General features: G+C 69.4%; 17 protein-coding genes. 5 read left to right on the top strand and 12 right to left on the bottom strand.

Annotated features, from left to right (window positions below; translation table 11 throughout):
- Positions 1 to 93 precede the first annotated feature (93 nt).
- From LY40_RS22640 to mshB, 3 genes are read right to left on the bottom strand one after another with little or no spacing between them, the layout of a single operon-like run.
- Positions 94 to 906, bottom strand: coding sequence for a hypothetical protein (locus LY40_RS22640; protein WP_258938077.1), 813 nt, complete (start codon positions 904 to 906; stop codon positions 94 to 96).
- An 8-nt stretch (positions 907 to 914) separates the two neighbouring features.
- Positions 915 to 1,379, bottom strand: coding sequence for a hypothetical protein (locus tag LY40_RS22645; protein WP_372497766.1), 465 nt, complete (start codon positions 1,377 to 1,379; stop codon positions 915 to 917).
- Positions 1,376 to 2,242 carry an N-acetyl-1-D-myo-inositol-2-amino-2-deoxy-alpha-D-glucopyranoside deacetylase gene (gene mshB, locus LY40_RS22650; protein ID WP_258938078.1) on the bottom strand — a complete coding sequence of 289 codons (867 nt, stop codon included), beginning with the start codon at positions 2,240 to 2,242 and terminating at the stop codon, positions 1,376 to 1,378. Before mshB ends, LY40_RS22645 begins: the two co-directional genes overlap by 4 nt.
- A 114-nt stretch (positions 2,243 to 2,356) precedes the next feature.
- On the opposite strand from mshB, the gene LY40_RS22655 reads away from it, so the two are divergent.
- The gene (locus LY40_RS22655) at positions 2,357 to 4,144 is read left to right on the top strand and encodes an ABC transporter ATP-binding protein (protein WP_258938079.1); all 1,788 of its coding nucleotides are present in this window, start codon (positions 2,357 to 2,359) and stop codon (positions 4,142 to 4,144) included.
- Positions 4,145 to 4,541: 397 nt separating this feature from the next.
- Here the strand turns inward: LY40_RS22655 and LY40_RS22660 are convergent, their stop codons facing one another.
- The 5 genes from LY40_RS22660 to typA all read right to left on the bottom strand — a co-directional run bounded on the left by LY40_RS22660 (position 4,542) and on the right by typA (position 12,865).
- Positions 4,542 to 5,468, bottom strand: coding sequence for an ABC transporter permease (locus tag LY40_RS22660; protein WP_372497775.1), 927 nt, complete (start codon positions 5,466 to 5,468; stop codon positions 4,542 to 4,544).
- A gap of 1 nt (position 5,469) precedes the next feature.
- Positions 5,470 to 6,486, bottom strand: a complete 1,017-nt coding sequence (locus LY40_RS22665) for an ABC transporter permease (protein WP_183783274.1) — start codon at positions 6,484 to 6,486, stop codon at positions 5,470 to 5,472.
- Between the two features lie 192 nt (positions 6,487 to 6,678).
- A complete protein-coding gene (locus tag LY40_RS22670) occupies positions 6,679 to 8,436 on the bottom strand; it encodes an ABC transporter family substrate-binding protein (RefSeq protein ID WP_258938080.1) in 1,758 nt (585 codons plus the stop codon).
- Positions 8,437 to 8,772: 336 nt separating this feature from the next.
- Positions 8,773 to 10,722, bottom strand: coding sequence for an ABC transporter family substrate-binding protein (locus LY40_RS22675; RefSeq protein ID WP_258938081.1), 1,950 nt, complete (start codon positions 10,720 to 10,722; stop codon positions 8,773 to 8,775).
- Between the two features lie 232 nt (positions 10,723 to 10,954).
- Positions 10,955 to 12,865 carry a translational GTPase TypA gene (typA, locus tag LY40_RS22680; RefSeq protein ID WP_183783270.1) on the bottom strand — a complete coding sequence of 637 codons (1,911 nt, stop codon included), beginning with the start codon at positions 12,863 to 12,865 and terminating at the stop codon, positions 10,955 to 10,957.
- A gap of 289 nt (positions 12,866 to 13,154) precedes the next feature.
- On the opposite strand from typA, the gene LY40_RS22685 reads away from it, so the two are divergent.
- A complete protein-coding gene (locus LY40_RS22685) occupies positions 13,155 to 13,376 on the top strand; it encodes a hypothetical protein (protein WP_183785758.1) in 222 nt (73 codons plus the stop codon).
- Positions 13,377 to 13,517: 141 nt separating this feature from the next.
- Here LY40_RS22685 and LY40_RS22690 read toward each other — a convergent pair whose 3' ends face one another.
- The 4 genes from LY40_RS22690 to LY40_RS22705 form a co-directional block, all read right to left on the bottom strand.
- Positions 13,518 to 13,817 carry a YciI family protein gene (locus LY40_RS22690; protein ID WP_183783268.1) on the bottom strand — a complete coding sequence of 100 codons (300 nt, stop codon included), beginning with the start codon at positions 13,815 to 13,817 and terminating at the stop codon, positions 13,518 to 13,520.
- Positions 13,818 to 14,073: 256 nt separating this feature from the next.
- On the bottom strand, positions 14,074 to 14,463 hold the full coding sequence (locus LY40_RS22695) for a (deoxy)nucleoside triphosphate pyrophosphohydrolase (RefSeq protein ID WP_183783266.1): 390 nt from the start codon (positions 14,461 to 14,463) through the stop codon (positions 14,074 to 14,076).
- 9 nt (positions 14,464 to 14,472) lie between these two features.
- Positions 14,473 to 15,816 carry a sensor histidine kinase gene (locus LY40_RS22700; RefSeq protein WP_258938082.1) on the bottom strand — a complete coding sequence of 448 codons (1,344 nt, stop codon included), beginning with the start codon at positions 15,814 to 15,816 and terminating at the stop codon, positions 14,473 to 14,475.
- 17 nt (positions 15,817 to 15,833) lie between these two features.
- Entirely contained in the window at positions 15,834 to 16,538 is a 705-nt protein-coding gene (locus LY40_RS22705; protein WP_372497767.1) for a response regulator transcription factor, read from the bottom strand.
- Positions 16,539 to 16,705: 167 nt separating this feature from the next.
- Between LY40_RS22705 and LY40_RS22710 the strand changes: the two genes are divergently transcribed.
- From LY40_RS22710 to LY40_RS22720, 3 genes are read left to right on the top strand one after another with little or no spacing between them, the layout of a single operon-like run.
- Positions 16,706 to 17,761: a sigma-E factor regulatory protein RseB domain-containing protein gene (locus LY40_RS22710; protein WP_258938083.1), complete on the top strand. Its 1,056-nt coding sequence runs from the start codon at positions 16,706 to 16,708 to the stop codon at positions 17,759 to 17,761.
- Positions 17,758 to 18,744 (top strand): ABC transporter ATP-binding protein, encoded by a 987-nt coding sequence (locus LY40_RS22715; RefSeq protein WP_183783260.1) that lies wholly within the window; start codon positions 17,758 to 17,760, stop codon positions 18,742 to 18,744. Before LY40_RS22710 ends, LY40_RS22715 begins: the two co-directional genes overlap by 4 nt.
- Complete coding sequence (locus LY40_RS22720; RefSeq protein ID WP_183783258.1) at positions 18,732 to 19,595, top strand: ABC transporter permease; 864 nt, start codon at positions 18,732 to 18,734, stop codon at positions 19,593 to 19,595. Before LY40_RS22715 ends, LY40_RS22720 begins: the two co-directional genes overlap by 13 nt.
- Positions 19,596 to 19,632: the final 37 nt, after the last annotated feature.

Raw genomic sequence — 19,632 nt, forward strand, 5'->3', positions numbered from 1 at the left:
GCCGGTACACCTGTTCCGGTACACCGGTCCCGGTGCCTCGGTTCCGTTGTGTCGGTTCCGTTGTGTCGATCCGAGCGTGTCGATCCCGGCGTGTCAGTCGCGGCCGGGTGGCACGTCACCACGGCCTGCGGCCGGGGCCGGATGGGCGGCGAACCACTTGTCCGCCCGCTTCGCGACCCGCTTGAGGCCGGACCGCTCACCCAGATAGTCGGCGGCCATGCCGATACCGGGCAGCAGCCCGAACGCCTTGTGGTAAAAGCGCCCGCTCGGCCGTTTCTCCAGTTCGTCCGGGATCTCCTGCAGGGACCGGCCGAGGTGCCACAGCGTGCGGGCCACCGTCTTCAGCGAAGCCTTGCCACGCGCGGAGCGTTCGCCGTCGAGTTCCTCGGTGAGGCGCTCGGTCTCGGCGTCCTCGGCGTCACGGTCGGCGTTCCTGCCCTCGGCGAGCTCGGCCGGGATGTCCCGTTCGAACAGCACCCAGGCGATCAGTCGCACCCGCGTGGCCACATCCGTGTGGCCACGTTCGCCTGCGAGCGCACACAGCAGCAGGCCCTGACCCGCCGCGCCGATGGTGTCCTGCACCGGCAACAGGTCCGACACCGCGCCCGCGATTCCGGGGACGGCCGCGAGCAACGAGGTGAACCGGCCCACCCGGCCCGTCCACCACTTCGTTCGCGCCTCGGTGTCCATGTCCGTCCACGCGGCGGTGCCCGGCAGTTTCATGGCGTTGAGCCCGTGCAGCAGCCGGTCGCGCACCCGCGGCTCGTCGATCACCGGGTCCTCGGCTTCACGCGCCAGCACCGAGAACGGGTCCTTCTCCCGCAGGGCGTCCACGAGCGGCCCCGTGGCACGCACGTAGGGACGCAGCACGCTGACCACGTAGGCGTCGGTGATGTGCTCGGCCATGTCCGCGTCTACCTCCGTGTCGGTGTCGGGCTCGGCCCGGTGCGCTTCTCCTGCACCGACGACTTCCGCCGGTTCGCGTCCCGTGCCGCGCGGCCAAGGACACCGCCGAGCACGAGCGCCGCGGGAAGCGCCCCGCAGGCGAGCAGCAGCAGCGTACGCAGGTCCGCGACGAGCACATGGTCGTCGCCGGGGCCCGCGATGCCCACCACCAACACCGTCAGTACCCACACCCCGAGCGGCACCATGCCCAACCTGCGCTCACCGAGCCTGCTCGCCGCCGCCACCAGCCACGGCGTCGTCAGGGCAGCGAGTACCACCACGATCGGGAACGGCACGTCGCCGAAACGCGGCAGCAGGGTTCCGTCGAGCCGGATCGGCAGGAAGAACAGTTCGAGCAGCGCCAGCAGCACAGCGTCGACCGAGAGCAGGACGAGCCAGGCAGCCGTGGCCATCCGCGGCCGCTCGGCACTCACCGCAGCCCTCCGAACAGATCGGTTTCCGCACCCTCGGCCGGGCCGTGGGCCAGCACGAAGTGCTCGGCCCCGGGAACCGGCTGGGCGATGCCGTTGGACAGGGCGAAACAGTCCGGCCCGACGTCGACCTGCGTCTCGTGGGCGGCGAGCGCGGCGAACTTGCGCCACCGGTGCGCGCGGATGTCGACCACCGTCGTGACTGCCTCGTCCGGAGTCGTCGGCAGCTCGTCGTCGGCGGGCACCCGGAACCCGACGTCGCCCGCGGCGCGCAGGGCGGCCAGGCCGTCGGTCACCGCCCTGCGCGAGGACACCGTGTGGAACACCCGCTGCACCGACGCTGCCCGCGGCGCCGCCGCCATGGTGATCTCGTGGGCACGGATGTGGTCCGGATGGCCGTACCCGCCGTGGCTGTCGTAGGTGACGACGACCTGGGGCCGCAGCTCGTCGAGGATCGCCGTCAGCTGTTCGGCCTGCTGGTCGAGGTCGCCGCCGACGAACGCGCGCGGATGCTCCGCCGACGGCGTGCCCGCCATCCCCGAATCGCGCCAACGGCCCATGCCGCCGAGGTAGCGGTGGGCGGTCCAGCCCAGGGCCCGTCCCGCAGCGGCGAGCTCCGCACTGCGGTATCCGCCCAGCTGGTCGCCCGCCCACGCGCCGAGTTCGCTCAGGGCGGGCGGAATGATCTCGCCCTCCTCACCGAGCGTGCACGTGACCACGGTCACATGTGCCCCCTCGGCCGCGTAGCGGGCGATCGTGCCGCCCGTCGTGATGCTCTCGTCGTCCGGATGCGCATGCACCAGCACGACCCTGCGCCCGTCGGTCCCGCGCTGCCGGTCGGTCCCGCGCTCATCGTCCGAGATCACAGCTCAACATTAGTTCCTTCGGCCCGTCCCTCGAACGGCCCATGTCGACTATCCTCGCGGCCACGTCCACGACCACCGAACGTGGCACCCGAACCCGCACTCGAAGGGCATCTGGTGAGCACAGAAACACAATCACCGCAGGCCGCCGGCACAACCGGGCCAGTCCTGTCCATTTCGGACCTCAACATCTCGTTCAAGACCGAGGACGGTCCGGTCGATGCCGTCAAGGGCATCAGCTTCGACGTCGAACCCGGGGAGATCCTCGCGATCGTCGGTGAGTCCGGGTCGGGTAAGTCCGTGACCTCGATGTCCGTTCCCGGGCTGCTGCCGAAGACGTCGTCGATCACGGGTGCGCGCAAGGTCGAGGACCTCGACCTCGGCGGGCTGCCACCCAAGGAGCTGCGCAAGCACCGCGGCAACGACGTCGCGATGATCTTCCAGGAGCCGATGACCGCGCTGAACCCGATGTACACCATCGGCTGGCAGCTGCGGGAGTCGCTGCGGGCGCACAACAAGAACATGTCGAAGGCCGCCGCCGACAAGCGCGCCGTCGAGCTCCTCGAACTGGTCGGCTTCCCCGAGCCCGAAACGCGGATCACGCAGTATCCGCACCAGCTCTCGGGCGGTCTGCGCCAACGGGTGGTCATCGCGATGGCGATCTCCTGCGACCCGAAGATCATCATCGCGGACGAGCCGACGACGGCGCTCGACGTGACCGTGCAGGCGGAGATCCTCGGGCTGCTGCGCAAGCTGCGCGACGAGCTCAACACCGCGATCGTGCTGATCACCCACGACATGGGGGTCGTCGCCGACCTCGCCGACCGCGTGCTCGTGATGTACCACGGCGAGATCGTCGAACAGGCGCCCGTCGAGGACCTGTTCGCGAACCCGCAGGAGGACTACACGCGGCGCCTCCTGTCCGCGGTGCCCGTGCTGGGATCGCGCCCTGCGGGACGCAGGCTCCTCGAGTCCGAGCCTGCCGCGACGTCCGAGCCCGAGATCTCCGATTCCGAGGTCGCGGAACGGCTCAAAGCGGTCGAAGAGGAACTCGCAAGCGAGGTCAAGGACGAGGCACCCGCTCTCGAACTCAAGAACATCGTGCTGGAGTTCCCCGGCCGTGGCCGCAAGAACAAGGTCCGCGCCGTCGACGACGTGTCGCTGAGCATCCAGCGAGGCGAGATCGTCGGCCTGGTCGGCGAGTCCGGCTCCGGCAAATCGACCGTCGGCCGGTGTGCGACCCGGCTGCTCGACCCGACCTCCGGCACCGTGTCCGTCGGCGGCCGTGACATCACGAAGCTGTCGACGAAGCAGCTGCGGCCGCTGCGCCGCTACTTCTCCATCGTCTTCCAGGACCCGGCCTCCACGCTGGACCCGAAGATGACGATCGGCGAATCGATCGCCGAGCCGCTGGTGCTGCACAAGGTGCTCTCCGGCACGGCGCTGACCTCGCGGGTGACCGACCTGCTCGACCAGGTGCAGCTCTCCGGCCACTACCGGAACCGCTACCCGCACGAGCTCTCCGGTGGTCAGCGGCAGCGCATCGCGATCGCACGCGCGCTGGCGCTCGACCCGAAGCTGCTCATCGCGGACGAGCCGACGTCGGCGCTCGACGTATCGGTGCAGGCCAAGGTCCTCGACCTGTTCCTCGACCTGCAGCAGCGCCTGAACTTCGCGTGCCTGTTCATCAGCCACGACCTCGCCGTCGTGGACCTGCTGGCCGACCGGGTCGCGGTGATGCGCAAGGGCGAGCTGGTCGAGGTCGGCGAACGGGACCAGGTGCTGCACGACCCGCAGCACGACTACACCAAGCGCCTGCTGGCCGCCGCCCCGGTGGCCGACCCGACGAAGCAGCGCGAACGCCGCGAAGCCTGGGAGGCGGGCCGCTACACGCTCGCCGAATGAGATAGCCGCAGCAGGCGAACGGGGCGGTGGTCGATTCCGAAAGGAACGGCCACCGCCCCGTTTTTCAGCGGGCACCGAATCCCGCGCGGATGGGCACCCGGCACCGGAAAATCCCTCGAACACACGAAAACGGGCGCGAGGAGATCCTCGCGCCCGTCCTCCGGCACATCCCGTTTCGCCGAGCGCCGAGGCCACGCCCGGAGATCCGCTACGAGTCCCCGGCGGCACCGAGCCCCAGCGGCGCTGAGTCTCCGGCGGCACCGAATCCTCGGCGGCACTGAATCCTCGGCGGCAGTGAATCCCCGGCCAGGCTGAGCCCCCGGCGCTCAATCCCCGGCGGCCCGCTACGGAACCGAAACGGGCCGCCACCCCGTGGGGTGGCGGCCCGTCGTCGGCCTCACGCCTTTACGCCCCGCTGGCGCGGGTCGAAGGCGTCCCGCAGCCCGTCACCGATGAAGTTGATCGTCAGCGAGATCAGAACCAGGACCGTGAACGCACCGAAGAACAGCCACGGCCTGCCCTGCATCTGCTCGTAGTTCTCCGAGATCACCAGGCCGAGCGAGGTGTCCGGGATCTGCACGCCCAGGCCGATGAACGACAGCGCCGCCTCGGCCAGCACCGCCTGCGCCACGGCGAGCGTGGCGTTCACGGTGATGGTGCCGACCATGTTCGGCACGAGGTGTTTGAACACGACCCGTCCGGTACCGGCACCGGAGGCACGTGCGGCCTCGATGAACTCGCGTTGCGACAGTGACATCGCCTCGGCGCGGGTGATCCTGGCGATCGGCATCCACGCGAACATCGCCAGCACCAGTGCCACGACGTACCAGCTGCCGCTGAGCACCCGCACCATGATCGCCGCGGCCGCGATCGACGGCACGATCAGGAACAGGTCCGTCAGCCGGGAGATCGCCGAGTCGGTGAACCCGCGCAGATAGCCGGCGAGCGCACCGAGGACGACGCCGATGATCGTCGTCAGCATGGCCACGGTGATGGCGATGAGCAGGGAGAACTGGGTTCCCCTGAGCACCTGGGCCATCATGTCCTTGCCGACCTGGGTGGTGCCGAGCGGGTGTTCCACACTCGGATCCACATAGGACGAGAACGACGCGTCGGCGAAGCTGTGCGGATAGAACAGCGGGACGATGATCGACGCCAGGATGATCAGCGCGAGTACGATCACGCTGCCCATCGCGAGCTTGTGCCGCAGGAACTTCCGCAGCACCATCCTGCCCTGACTGCGGGCCTCCGGAAGCGCCTCGGGGGCGCTCCCGCCGGTGTTCTTGCCGTGGCCGGACTCGACACCGGCCTCCATCGAGTTCAAGTCAGCCAACGCGAATCCTCGGGTCCAGAATGCCGTAAACCAGGTCTGCGATGAGGTTGGCGACGACCACCGCGATGGCGATGACCACGATCCAGCCCATCAGCGTGTTCGGGTCGTTCTTGTTCACGGCCTCGACGAGCACCGAGCCCATACCGTTCCACGCGAACACCCGCTCGGTGATGATCGCGCCGGTCACAACCGTCACGAAGTTCACCGAGAACAGCGTCGTCACCGGGATCAGCGCGTTCCGGAAGGCGTGCCGCATGATCACGCGACCCTGCGAAATGCCCTTGGCCTGCGCCGTTCGGACGTAGTCCATGTTCATCGTCTCCAGCATCGACGACCGCTGGAAGCGGCTGTAGGCCGCGAAGCTGATGAACATGATCGACAGGGTCGGCAGCAGCAACCCGCCGATGTAGGTGATGATCGAGCCGAAGAAGCCGTCCCCGCTGAGCGATTCGGGGCTCGTGGTCTTCAGGAACGGATTGCCCAGCCAGGAATCCCAGCCCAGGTCGTTGATCATCACGTTAAGGTCGATGCCGTACATCTTCAGCACGATCGCCACACAGAAGATCGGCATCGAGAAGAAGATGAACGCCAGCGTCGTGGCGATGTAGTCGATCGGCGAGTACTGCTTCACCGCCGCGAGCACACCGACGGCCACACCCAGCAGCAGCGCGATGATCTCCGCGGCGAGGATCAGCTGGATCGTGACCTCGAAGGCACTCATGACCTTCGGGAACACGGGCTCCATGTTCGAGCCCTGAGCGATGGAAATACCCCAGTCGCCGGTGAGGAAGCCACCGAGCCAGTCGAAGTATCTCGGCACGATGCCCTTGTCGAGCCCCAGCTGGTGCGACAGCTGATTGATCGACTCCTGACTCACCCCTGGTTGCGTTCTCAGTTCGCCGAGAGGATCACCCGCGGCCGCGACCATGCAGAAAACCAGGAAACTTCCGACAAACAGGATCGGAATCGAAATCGCCAATCGGCGAAGGATGTAGACAACCAGGTTCAACGACTTGCTCCTAGTCCGAGCGCCGCCCGGAATCATGCGCTACTGCTCGCGCCACGATAGTGGTTCCGAGTGCAGAGTAAACAGGTACTTACGTCGGACGTCGGGGGCCGGACGGTCTGTCCGACCCCCGACGGTCCACGTCAGCGCGATCGAGTGGTCTCACCCACTGTCAGTGAGCAAGAAGCCGAGTGATCACTCGGCGGCTTCCCACTCGCCGGCGTTCCACAGCGCACCGTTGTAGGACTGCATGTACACGCGGTCGATTCCGCGGAAGCCCCACATCGACGGCGTGGCGAACAGCGGGAGCGTCGCGTGCTCGTTCGCCAGTGCCTTGTCGGCCTCCTGGTAGTGCTTCCGGGCCTCGTCCTCCTTCGTGGCGGCGACGGCCGACTCGTAGGCCTCGTCGACCTCCTTGCTCTCCAGGCCCTGCCAGTTCTGACCGCCGTCGGAGGAGTAGAGGTCCGCCTGAGTGGTCTTGAACGGCTCCGAGGACCAGCCGAACAGCGCGACGTCGTAGTCACCCTTGTCGACCCGGCCGGCCAGGAAGTTGGCGTCCTGGTCGTCCTTGACCTCGATACCGGCCTTCGCCGCCGCCGACTGGATGATCTCGACGGTCTGCTTCCGGCGGGCGTTCTCGTTGTGGGAGATCTCGATCGAGAGGCGCTTGCCGTCCTTGGCGTAGATGCCGTCGTTGCCCTTCTCCCAGCCAGCTTCCTGCAGGATCTTCTCGGCCTCTTCGGCGCCCTGGTCAGCCTTGTCGCTGTAGACGTCCTGGTAGCCGTCCTCACCCTGGAAGAACACGATGCTCTGCAGCACCTCGGCGTCCGGCTGGACACCCTTCAGCAGCTTGTCGACGATCTGCTGCCTGGGCACGACCGCGAAGAACGCCTTGCGGGCGGCCTCGTCGGCGAAGATGCGCTTGAAGTTCAGGTCCAGGTGCTCGTAGGTCAGCTGCGGCGCGGAACCGTAGGTGACGCCCTGGGATTCCAGGTTCTGCATCGTCGTGGCCGCGGTGGAGTCGGGCTGGGTCGACGCGGCGACGTTGATCTCGCCGTTCTCCAACGCGGTGGCCATGGCCTGCGTGTCCGGGATCGTGCGGACGGTGATCTCCTTGGGACCGCCCTTGGCGCCGATCCACTCCGGGTTCTTGTCGAGCACGACGTTGCCGGAGTTCCGGTCGAAGCTCTTGATCTTGTACGGACCCGAGCCCGGCATCTTCTCGGCGTCGAAGCCCTTCCACTCGCCGGCCCAGAACTCGGCGACGTCGGAGACCTTCGGCGAGTCCGGCTTGATCGACGTGATGTCGTCGATTCCCGTCCCTTCCTCCAGGACGTGCGCCGGGAGGACGGCGCCTGCGGAGAACAGGCCCTTGTAGTCGATGTAGGGCTGCGAGAACTCGGCGGTGAAGGTCTGCGCGTCCTTGCACTCGGGCTGTTCGATCAGCTCGTAGCCGGTGCTGGAGGCGACGTTGAACCCCTCGGCCTTACCGGAGTGCGACAGCCAGGCGAGGTAGAGGTCGGAGCAGTCCCACGGCTCGCCGTCGGACCACTTGGCGCCTTCCTTGATCTTCCATTCGACGGTGTAGGGGTCCTCGGAGGTGACCTCGATCGACTCCATGACGTCGCCGTTGGTCAGGACCTCGTTGTTGCCGTCGAGCAAGGTCGGGGCGGTGAGCACCGAGGTCAGCACGTAGTTGTTGTACGAGCTGTTCGCGTCCGCGGTGTCGTTGTTGTAGGCGGTGAAGTTGTCGTCGATCGCGACGGTCACCGGGTCCATCTCCGGCACATCGGCGAGTTTGAAGACATCTCCCTCCTGTGCCTTGCCCTCGGCCATGCTCGACACGTCGCCCGACGAGCCGTCCGAGTTTCCTCCTCCGCCGCCACAGGCGGTCAGCACCAGAGCCGACACAGCCGTCACAGCCATGGCGGAGATTGCTTTGGATCTCCTCATTCGTGTGCCCTCCTAGCACTGAAGACTCTGCGGTTGTCCGCACCGCAGAGTCCACACCCTCCGGCCGGTCTGACCGGAGCATATGACACGCCAAGCCACTCGTTTGGCGCATATGCGGAGGAACGCTAGGAACCGGAGGCACTGCGAGTCACCATCTGCCTTGCGATCGTGACCAAAGGGTGACTTCCGCCTAGCGTCCGGACATCCACTTCTTACGTTCGGTAAACATTTGTCGCCCACCGAGTGGCATGTGAGGAGCAATGTAAACCCTGAGACCGAATCTCGGGTATCGAAACCGCGGAAATGTTCGACGGGCGCCCCGGCCGCCCGTCCGGCTCACTTCTCGCCGCGGCTCCACTCGACCGCTGAGGCGAACGGGCCCGCGGGCATCGGCGAGGCTCGCACGCCCTCGACATCGGCCGTCACGGCGACCGTGTCTGTGGGCTGGAACAGGGGAATCGTCACCCCGGCGTCCCACAGCGCCGGCTCAACGGTGCGCAACGCCTCGTCGAGCGGCTTCGAGCCGGTCAGCGCATCCACGATGATCGACTGCAGTTCGGGGTCGCAGTACCCGGCGGGGTTCGCGGGCCGTATCGGATCGCCGTCCGAATCGTCGCTCTGCGCGGTTTCGGTCTCGTTCGATCCGGTATCGGAATCGGACGCGTCGCCGGTGGATCCGCCGGATTCGCCGGTTTCGCTTTCGCCGGATCCGGAACCGTCACCGGAGTCGCCCGGCTCACTTTCTTCCGTACGACCGTCGGCCGATTCCGAACTTTCGTCGGTATTTCCCGCCCCGGAACCGTCCTCGTCTTCATCGCCGCCGGAGGAGCCACCGGTGACGAGCGGGGCACAGCCGTAGGACGAGGCGAGCGACGACGCCGGATCGCCACTGACAGGGCGCCCGACGACGGCCATGTCGACCTGCACCGCACCGTCGGAGTTCTCACCGGGGGCCAGCAGCCGGTTGAACAGCTCCCGCGGCGCTTGCGGCGTGGCGTCCCTGACCTCGATGCCGGATTCGACGAGCTGGCGCGTCAACTCGTCGGCGACGGCCTTGAACGGCTGGCGCTCGCCCGGTGCCGCCAGCGCGAGCGACAACGGCTGCCCGTCGCGGGTCCAGGTGCCCGCGACCCGTTCGTAGCCGGCTTCCTCCAGCAGCATGCGCGCCTTCCGCGGTTGCGGGCGCCGCGGGGAGGAGTCGGCTTGCAACGTCGCGCGGTAGTCGTCGTCCGAGGGCGGCCGGACGTGCGCTCCCGCCCGCTCGTAACCGGAAGGACCGCCTTCGGCGCCCGCCTCGATGAGCTTGTCACGATCGATGAGGGCCTCGACGGCTTCCCGCACCTGGTCGTCGGCGAGCGTGGCGACGGGACGCAGCAGCGTGGAGACGACGTAGGGCCGCGGCACCTCCGACACCGACACGTCGTCGCCGAGGCCGTCGAGTCGTTGCCTGACCGTCTCGTCGGTGCCGACGACGGCGAGCTGGTCGGTACCACTGCCCAACGCGCCCGCGAGCGCCGACGGGTCGGCCCTGCGGAGCACGACCCGGTCGACGGCGGCGGGGTTCTCCCAGTACCGCTCGTTGCGCTCGAGGACGATCTCGCCCCGGGCCGAGTCGATCGTCGTGATCGCGAACGGACCGCCGTATGCGGGGAAGCTGTCGCTCAGCGCGTTCTGCCAGCCGCCGGGAACGTCCTTCATCAGGTGCTGCGGCAGCAGGTGGTCGAACAGCGTCCGCCACCCCGGATACGGCTCGGAAAACTCGACGTCGACGCGCTTGCCACCGTCCGCAGGACGGATCTCGGAGATCAGCCGGTAGCCCGCATCGCCCACGACGCCGGGCTGTGACGTCATCGCCTCGTGCAGGTAGACGAAGTCCTCGACAGCGATGGGCGCACCGTCGGACCAGGACGCATCGGGACGGATCCGGTAGGAGACGGTGAACGGGTCGTGCGCGGTGACCTCGGCCGACTTCATGAGCCGCTCGTCGAGCACCCGCCCGCCGTCGTCACCCTCCCGGAAGACCGACGGCAGCAACATCGTCGCCAGCGCCTGGGTCGTCGTCGACTGGTCGGCGAGGTTGTGCGGGTTGTAGCCGCCGCCGATGGAGTCGACGGCCACGGCGATGTCCGAGCTGTCACCGGGAGCCGCCGTCGACGTCGCCGCGACGGGCGAGCTGACCACCGGCGGAGGCGGCATGTTCGTACACGCCGTCACCAGCAAGGCCACCAGCGCGAACACGAGCACGGCCGGCTTCCGGCCTGCTCGCCCCCCAATGATCGCGCGCACCTGCCGCTACTCCCCTCGCGTGTCCGTTCCTCCGGCGCGGATTCGGCAACCGGATCGGTTCGAGCCTGCCAGACCGGTTGTCAACTCCCGGCGAGGCCACCATTGCCGACGCACGACCGGGTCAGCCGGTTCCCCCGACGACGGCCCGGCCGCGGTCCGCACACGCGAGAACTCCCGCGCGGGAACCGTCCGGCCCTTTCCCGGACGAGTGTCCCGCACGCCCGCGACCGGCTCAGGAGCGGTCGCGGGCCTTCGCGCGGGAGCGCTCCTTGGCCCGCTGCGGCCCGTCGAGCGTCATCTTGCGCACTCGGACGGCCTTCGGCGCCACCTCGACGCATTCGTCGCTCGAGCAGAACTCCAGCGCCTCCTCGAGGCCGAGTTTGCGCGGCCGGGCGAGGCGTTCGAGCTCGTCGCCCGTGGCCGAGCGCATGTTGGTGAGCTTCTTCTCCTTGGTGATGTTGATGTCAAGGTCCTCGGCGCGCGGGTTCTCGCCCACGACCATGCCCTCGTACACCTCGGCGCCGGGCTCGACGAAGAACTCGCCGCGGTCGGCGAGCTGCAGCATCGCGTACGTCGTCACCGGGCCGGGGCGGTCGGCGACCAGCGAACCGGAGTTCCGCGTGCGAATCTCGCCCGCCCACGGGAAGTAGCCCTCGAAGACATGGTTGGCGATGCCCGCGCCGCGGGTCTCGGTGAGGAAGTCGGTCCGGAAGCCGATCAGGCCACGGGAGGGCAGCACGTACTCGAGCTTGATACGGCCCGTGCCCGAGCCCTCCATCTCCTCCATGCGGCCCTTGCGGGCGGCGAGAAGCTGGGTGATCGAACCCATGTACTCCTCGGGTGCGTCGATGTAGAGCCGTTCGAACGGCTCGTGCAGCTTGCCGTCGATCGTCTTGGTGACCACCTGCGGCTTGCCGACGGTGAGCTCGAAACCCTCGCGGCGCATCTGCTCGACGAGCACGGCCAGCGCCAGTTCGCCGCGGCCCTGCACCTCCCAGGTGTCGGGGCGCTCGGTAGGCAGCACGCGCACGCTGACGTTACCGATGAGCTCCTGGTCGAGCCGCGCCTTCACGAGGCGCGCGGTCACCTTGTCACCGCCGCCGCGGCCTGCCAGCGGCGAGGTGTTCACGCCGATGGTCATCGAGATCGCGGGCTCGTCGACCGTGATCCGCGGCAGCGCGTCGGCGTGTTCCGGATCGGCGAGCGTGTCGCCGATGGTGATGTCGGGGATGCCCGCGATCGCGACGATGTCGCCCGCGGTCGCCTCCTGCGCAGGCACCCGTTCCAGGGCCTGCGTCACCAGCAGCTCAGAGATACGGACCTGCTGGACCTCTCCGCCTTCACGGATCCACGCGACGGTCTGGCCCTTGCGGATCTTGCCCGCGTAGACGCGCACCAACGCGATCCTGCCGAGGAAGCTGGAGGCGTCGAGGTTGGTCACGAGGGCGCTGAGCGGCGCCTCCGGGTCGGCCGCGGGCGGCGGCATGTGGTCGAGCAGGACGTCGAACAGCGGGTCGAGGTTCTCGTTGGCGGGCACCTGCCCGTCGGCGGGCCGTTCCAGGCTCGCGCGCCCGTCGCGGGCGGCCGCGTAGATCACCGGCATGTTCAGCACGGCGTCCATCGCATCGTCGGTCATGCCATCGATGTCGCCCGCGAGTTCGAGCAGCAGGTCGTGGGTCTCCTCGACGACCTCGGCGATGCGGGCGTCGGCCCGGTCGACCTTGTTCACCACGAGCACCACGGGAAGACCGGCCTCGAGGGTCTTGCGCAGCACGAACCGCGTCTGCGGCAGCGGGCCCTCACTCGAGTCCACGAGCAGCACGACGCCGTCGACCATCGACATGCCGCGTTCGACCTCACCGCCGAAGTCGGCGTGGCCCGGGGTGTCAATGACGTTGATCGTCACCGGACCGTCCTGGGTGTTGCGGCGGATGGCCGTGTTCTTGGCCAGGATCGTGATGCCCTTTTCCCGCTCCAGGTCGCCGGAGTCCATGACGCGGTCCACCAGCTCGTCGCGCTCGTTGAAGGCGCCCGACTGCCGCAGCATGGCATCGACCAGCGTCGTCTTGCCGTGGTCGACGTGAGCCACGATCGCGATGTTCCGGAGGTCTGTCCTGACCTTCTCGGAGGTGAGTGCAGGCACGCGAGAACTCCTGATGCGAAGAGGGTTGGGGTGACCTGCGCCGTCACGGCGACGCCCGGTCTTTTCCCAGCGTACCGGCGGCGGCGATGTGCCCGGCGCCACACCTCGGGACCACCCCGCCGGAGCGCACGCCGCCGCGGCCGGACCGTGTCGTCGGCGGCCACCGGACCGGTGGTCGCAGGCGGCCACGACACCGCCCGCGGCGCGGTGTGGTCAGCGCCACTCTTCACAACAACTGAGGTTGGCCTAACCTAACAGGGGCAATCGACGTCGCCCCTGGAGCGTGCCCGTGGGCAAGAAGAGCAAGTCCGGCAAGCACATCAAAGCCAGCACCAAGCTGGCGGTGGCGCTCGCACAGGAGGACGACCCGAAGTCCGCGGTCCGCGGAATGATCAAGGCCGGTCAGCTGAAGAAGAAGTGCTGCAAGTCGAAACCGCGGTGCAAGAAGTGCCCGGTCATGGCGTTGCAGACGGCCAAGACGATGCAGTCGAAGGTGTCGAAGGCAGCCTGACCCGGACGGCCGGCCGACGCGCGTCGGGCCCGGCGCCGCGGGACCGGTCACATCGGCACGACGTTCCGGACGGAGCCCGTGTCGGGCCGTGCTGTCTCGCCCGGGCGGGACCGGTGCCCCGCTCGGTTCACGCGCTCGACCTCAGCCGGCCAGAAGCTCGTTGATCTCGTGGAGCTCGTGACAGGTACGGCTCGCGGCGAACTCGATGACCTCGTACGACACGAGATGCCGGATCGAGAGCGGATCGGACGCCAACATCGCGTCCAGCTTCAACCTCGACATCGGGCGCACGATCATCACCTCGCCGCGATGCAGGTCCCTGCGTCCCGACGCGATCAGGTGCTCCTGTTCGTACTGCTTGGTGAGCCACTCGGCGTGGTCCGGCAAGGCGTAGTCCACGTCCGTGACCGGGGCCGTGTAGGTGACCAATACGACGTACATATCTCGACAGTACGTCCGCCACCATCCCAGCGCAGCGTGGAAAACCGGCGCATATGCTGCGCCGGCCACCAACCCGCCAGGTCTCGACGACACGCCGACGCGTGTCCTGCACTCAGCACCGCGTGTCCTGCACCCAGCACCGCGTGTCCTGCATCCGGCACCGCGTGTCCTGCATCCGGCACCGCGTGTCCTGCACTCAGCACCGCGGCGTGCCTCGGCGCGGCCCGGCAGCAGGCTGAGCGGGAAGACCTCGAGGTCAGCCGAGCAGCTCCTCGAGCTCGGGAATCAGCGCGCGGTCGGCAGGCAACCAGTCGACGGCCGCCACCTCGTCCGCGCCGACCCATTGCAGCGCCTTGTGCTCGGCGGCCTGCGGGGTGGCGCCGCTGTCGACCAGCGCGGCGGCGTAGACGCGCAGCACCGCCCCTCCCCGCAACGCGATGTCACCACCGATGCGCACGCCGACGGTGACATCGACGCCGAGTTCCTCGTGGCATTCCCGCACCAGCGCCTCGGTCTCGGACTCGCCAGGCTCCACGCGTCCTCCCGGCAGCTCCCACAGCCCGGCGACGTCGTCGGGATAGGCGCGCTGCCCGACGAGCAGCTTGCCGTCGTCGACGATCGCCGCCCCGACGATCACCCCGTCCATCTCCGCTCCTCACGATCGGCGGTCGTGCCTGCGCCAGCTCACCTCGAACCGAGCACCCCCGTCGGGCGACTCGCCGACGACGACCCGTCCGCCGCGCCGGCGCACCGCTTCGGCGACGAGCGCGAGCCCGAGCCCCGTTCCGCCGGAACTGCGTGCCCGGTCGTCGGAGGCCCGGTAGAACCGGTCGAACACGTGCCCCCGGTGTTCCGGCTCGATGCCCGGACCGTCGTCGTCGACCACCACGCGCACCCACGCACGCATGGCCAGTACCGACACGACGACGCTGCTCGCCGCGTGCCTGCAGGCGTTGCGCAGCAGATTGTCCAGCACGAGTTCGACCTCCGACGGGGCGGCCAGCGCCCACGCCGACGGCACGAGCGCACTGACCCGCATGTCGGGCTCCTCCGCACCGAGCCGTTCGACCGCCGCACGCACCTCGGTGACCAGCTCGACGGGTTCGGCCGCGGGCACCTCCCCCGCATCGGCGCGCGCCAGGGTCAGCAGGCCGTCGAGCAGTGTCGACAGACGTTCGGTCTCGACGAGGATGTCCGCGAGCGTCTCCTGTGCGAGGTCGCCGTCGGAAGCGGCGACGCCGACCTCGGCCTGCACGCGGATCGACGCCACGGGGGACCGCAGTTCGTGCGCGGCATCGCCGGTGAATCTGCGGAGCCGCTCCCCGACCTCGTCGTAGCGGGCCAGCAGGTCGTTGAGCTCGGCGGCCAGCGCACCGAGCTCGTCGGCCGACCCCGGTTCAGGCAGCCGCCCGCCGCTCGGCAGCGCCGGCAGCGACCGGCGCATCCGGCCGACCGGGCGCAGTGCTGCACCGGTCACCAGCCACGTCGTGGCGCCCACGAGCACCGCGCCCGCGACTGCGAGTCCGACGAGCAGCATGCCGCCGTCGGCGATCACCGCCGAGGCGCCGGCCAGCGGGTCCTCGGCCACCACGAGGCGCTGCGCACCGTCCGGCGCCGTGGCCACGGTGCCCGCCCAGCGCGTGGGCACGGCATCGTCCGGGCCCTCGACGGTCACCGCGAGACCGGCCTTGAGATCGCCGACGTGGGCGTCACCGAGCGCGGGAGGTCCACCGCCGTCCACCGGATCGCCTGCGGTGTCGAGCACCCGCACCCGCAGCCCGTCCGACGTGGACGGTGCCGTGCCCGACTCGACTGCCCGTGCCGCCGTCGACACCGCTGCGCGCAGGTCCGTATCGACCCCGCCGAGCAGCCATGGGCCGACGAGGCGCCCCGCCAGGAGAGCGAGCACGAGCAGCACCGCCGCCGCGACAACGGTGGCCACCGCGGTGATGCGCAGCCGCAGACTCCTCCTGCGCCACCAGCGACGCGGATCCTTCATGCGACGGGCCGGGCTCGTCACGCGCCGGTCGCAGAATCCGAGGCAGGGTCGCCCGCGACGTACCCGTGGCCGCGCACGGTGCGCACGAACGCGGTCGCCCCCACTGCGTCCAGCTTGCGCCGCAAATAGCCCACGTACACCTCGACCACGTTGCGCGTGGCGGCCCGCTGGTCACCCCACACCGACTGCAGCAGCTCCTCCTTGGTCACCACCGTGCCCGCGCGGCCCGCGAGCGCCTCCAGCAACGCGTACTCCCTGGGACTCAGCGGCACCGGCTCGTCCCGCCAGTACACCTCACGGCGTCCGCGGTCGAGCACGAGCGGGCCGATCCGCAACTGTCCGCGGACACCTTCGGCCGCGGTACGCCGCAGCGTCGCACGCACCTGCGCGACGAGGACGACGAACGAGAACGGCTTCACGACGTATCCGTCTGCGCCGAGGTCGAGACCGTCCGCCTGGTCGATCTCGCCGTCCTTGGCCGAGATGAGCAACACCGGCGTCGTCACGCCGTCCGCGCGCAGGCGTTCGAGCACGCGGTAGCCGGAAAGGCCGGGCAGCATGATGTCGAGCAGCACGACGTCGAACGCCCCGGTCCCGGCGAGGCTCAGCGCGGTCGGACCGTCGGCGGCCACGGTGACGTCCATGCCCTCGGCGCCGAGGCCACGGCTCAGCGCCTTGCGCACACCCGCTTCGTCGTCGACGACCAACACTCGTGGTTCCACAGGTGTCAGGATGCCGCTTTCCCGGCGTCGGCGCGGGATCTCTCAGCGCTCTCTCAGCGTGGCGGGTCTTCTCAGCCCGGTCTCAGCACCGGCCGCGAAGACTCAGCGGTGTCAGGAAACGCCGGTGACTGGGAAACTGGCGATCATACCGGGGGCGAGGAGGACTCGTGAACACGAAACGGAAAGCGGCGACGGTGGCGGTGGCCGGGACGGCGGCAGGCGCGCTCGGGCTGGGCCTGCTGGCGATGCCTGCGGGCGCCGACAGCGCTCCCGAACTCCCCGAGATCGGGGCACAGCAGCTGGTCGGCTCGGTGCTGAAGACGGAGCCGCCCGCGATGTCGGGCACGGCGACGGTCGACAACGAACTCGGGCTCCCCGCCATGCCGGGCGTGCCCGCGCTGGACGCGCAGTCCGCACGCGTCTACTACGACGGCGACGGCAAGGGCCGCGTCGCGATGGAGCAGCAGTCGAGCGAACTGACGTACGTACTCGGCGACAAGGAGTTCTGGTCCTACGACTCGGCGGAGGGCACTGCAACGCGGACCGCGCTGCCGGCCGATGCGCGGGACAAGCACCGGAGCGCGAAGGCGGCCGGGGCCGACCCGACCCGCACGGCGGCGCAGGTGGTGGACCGGCTGGAGGAGTCGTCGACCGTCTCGGTCGACGGGACGGCGCGTGTGGCGGGCCGTGCGGCGTACGAACTCGTGCTGACGCCGAAACCCGACGAGCGAACGCTGGTGCGGGAGGTCCGGGTGGCCGTCGACGCCGAGAAGCGACTGCCGCTGCGCATGTCGGTGCTGACGCACGGCACGACCGACCCCGCGTTCGAGATCGGTTTCTCCGAGATCGAGTTCGGTCCGCAGCCGGAGCGGCTGTTCGAGTTCTCCCCGCCGGAGGGCACCAAGGTGACCGAGTCCGAGGCGGGGCGGCCCGACGGACCCCGCGGCGAGTCCGGCGAGGAACCGCAGTTCCGGGTCACGGGCGACGGCTGGGACACGGTCGTGCTCACCCGCGTGCCGCAGGAGATGCGCGATCGCGCCCAGGGCGAAGGCGCCGACGTCGAGGGCATGCTCGACCGCTTCGGCAAGCCCGTGCAGGGCGAGTTCGGCTCGGGGCACGTCATCGAGACCCGCATCGGCACCGCGCTGATCACCGAGGACGGCCGGCTCGCGGCCGGCGCCGTGCCCGAGCAGGTCCTGCGCCAGGCACTGGAGAACCGGTGACCGCGCACGCCGAGCCCGTGGTGGCGGGCCCCTCCCAGCAGGAGGGGCCCGCCCTCGCGGCCCGCACCCGAGGACTCCGCAAGACCTACGGCCGGACGGTCGCGGTCGATCACGTGGACCTCGATGTCCCCGAGGGCGCGGTGCTGGGGATGCTCGGTCCGAACGGCTCGGGAAAGACGACGACGATCCGCATGCTGCTCGGTCTGGTGCAACCGACCGAGGGCGAAGTCCAGCTGCTCGGCCACACGATGCCGGAGCGGGCGGGCGATGCACTGCCGGACGTGGGAGCGCTCGTGGAAGGGCCGGGATTCCACCCGTTCCTGTCGGGACGGGAGAACCTGCTGCGCCTCGCGGCCGCCGAACCGCGACTGACGGCCGCCGGGATTCCACCCGCGGTCGACGATGCGCTCGAACGGGTCGGCCTGAGCCGTGCGGGCGGCCGCCGGTACCGCGGCTACTCGCTGGGTATGAAGCAACGGCTCGGGCTGGCAGGCGCGCTGCTGGTGCCGCGCAGGCTCGTGGTGCTGGACGAACCGACCAACGGGCTCGATCCCGCGGGCACGCGGGAGATCCGGTCGGTCATCGCCGACCTGCACCACGACGGCGTCACGGTGCTCGTCTCGTCCCATCTGCTCGCCGAGGTGGAGGCGACGTGCACGCACGTGGCCGTGCTCAACGAGGGCGCGCTGGTCGCGCAGGGCGACCTGACGGAACTGCTCGAATCGGAGTCGGCAGGCCTCGAAGTGTCCACAACGGACGTGACCGCGGCGGTCGAGGCCCTGCGCGCGGCGCACCTGGCCGCACGGCCCACGCCGGACGGCGTACGCGTCGAGCTGACGCGGGCCGCCGCACCCGACGTGATCGCCACCCTCGTCGGCGCGGGCGTGCCGGTGTACGAGGCGCGGCGCAGCCGCACCGGCCTCGAAGACCTGTTCGCCAGGCTGACCCAGGACAGCGAGGAGGCGCCGACATGGACGTCATGACGAAACCGGCCCGGCGCACGGCTCCCGCGTCACGGCTGGTGCGCGCCGAACTGCGCTGGATCTTCCGCAGGCCGCGCACGCTCGCCGTGCTCGGACTGCTGGCCCTGATCCCGGTGATCATGGGGATCGCGCTGACGGTGGCCGACCCGACGGCGGCCTCGTCCGGCGGCCCTCCCGGCAACGACGGCGGGAACCTCCTCCCGGCGGCAGCAGCGAGTGTCCTCGTCCTGCCGATCGCGGCACTGACGATGACGCTGCAGATGCTGCTGCCGCTGGCCGCCGCGATGTCCGGAGCGGACGCGCTCGCCGGAGAGACGTCCACCGGCACGCTCCGCGGTTGGCTGCTCGCACCGGTCGGGCGCGCCAAACTGCTGCTGGTGAAGGCGCTGGGCGTGGCGACGTTCACGCTCGCGGCGGCCGCTGTGATCGCGGCGACCGGGATCCTCACCGCACTCGTGATCAACGGGGACGGCACCCTGTCCACACTGTCGGGGACGACACTGTCCATACCGGACGCAGTCGGCCGCGTCGCCCTGGCCGTCGGCTGGGTGACGCTGCAGCTGTGGGCGGTCGGCGCGATCGCGCTCGCGATCTCGGCGTTCACCGAACATCCGATGGTCGTGCTCGCCTCCGTGCTCGGCGGCGTCATCGTGTTCACCGTGCTCGGCAGTCTCGACGCGTTGTCGTGGCTGCATCCGTTCCTGCTCACCGAGGTGTGGTGGTCGCTGGTCGACGTACTGCGCGACCCGGTGCCGGCGGCCGACCTGATCGACGGCGGGCTGAAGGCCGCGTGCTACCTGGCGATCGGCCTGTCCCTCGCGTACGCGCGGTTGGTGTCCAAGGACGGCTGATCCGATGTCCGGACTCCGGCGGTACGACGGCCCGCGA

It is taken from the genome of Prauserella salsuginis (assembly GCF_024648885.1).
GTDB classification, from domain to species: Bacteria; Actinomycetota; Actinomycetes; order Mycobacteriales; family Pseudonocardiaceae; genus Prauserella; species Prauserella salsuginis.

Excerpts from the sequence above, each read along its gene's own strand:
- LY40_RS22640 (WP_258938077.1), bottom strand. The coding sequence starts at position 906 with ATGGCCGAGCACATCACCGACGCCTACGTGGTCAGCGTGCTGCGTCCC.
- LY40_RS22670 (WP_258938080.1), bottom strand. The coding sequence starts at position 8,436 with ATGAGGAGATCCAAAGCAATCTCCGCCATGGCTGTGACGGCTGTGTCG.
- LY40_RS22690 (WP_183783268.1), bottom strand. The coding sequence starts at position 13,817 with ATGTACGTCGTATTGGTCACCTACACGGCCCCGGTCACGGACGTGGAC.
- LY40_RS22695 (WP_183783266.1), bottom strand. The coding sequence starts at position 14,463 with ATGGACGGGGTGATCGTCGGGGCGGCGATCGTCGACGACGGCAAGCTG.
- LY40_RS22700 (WP_258938082.1), bottom strand. The coding sequence starts at position 15,816 with ATGAAGGATCCGCGTCGCTGGTGGCGCAGGAGGAGTCTGCGGCTGCGC.
- LY40_RS22720 (WP_183783258.1), top strand. The coding sequence starts at position 18,732 with ATGGACGTCATGACGAAACCGGCCCGGCGCACGGCTCCCGCGTCACGG.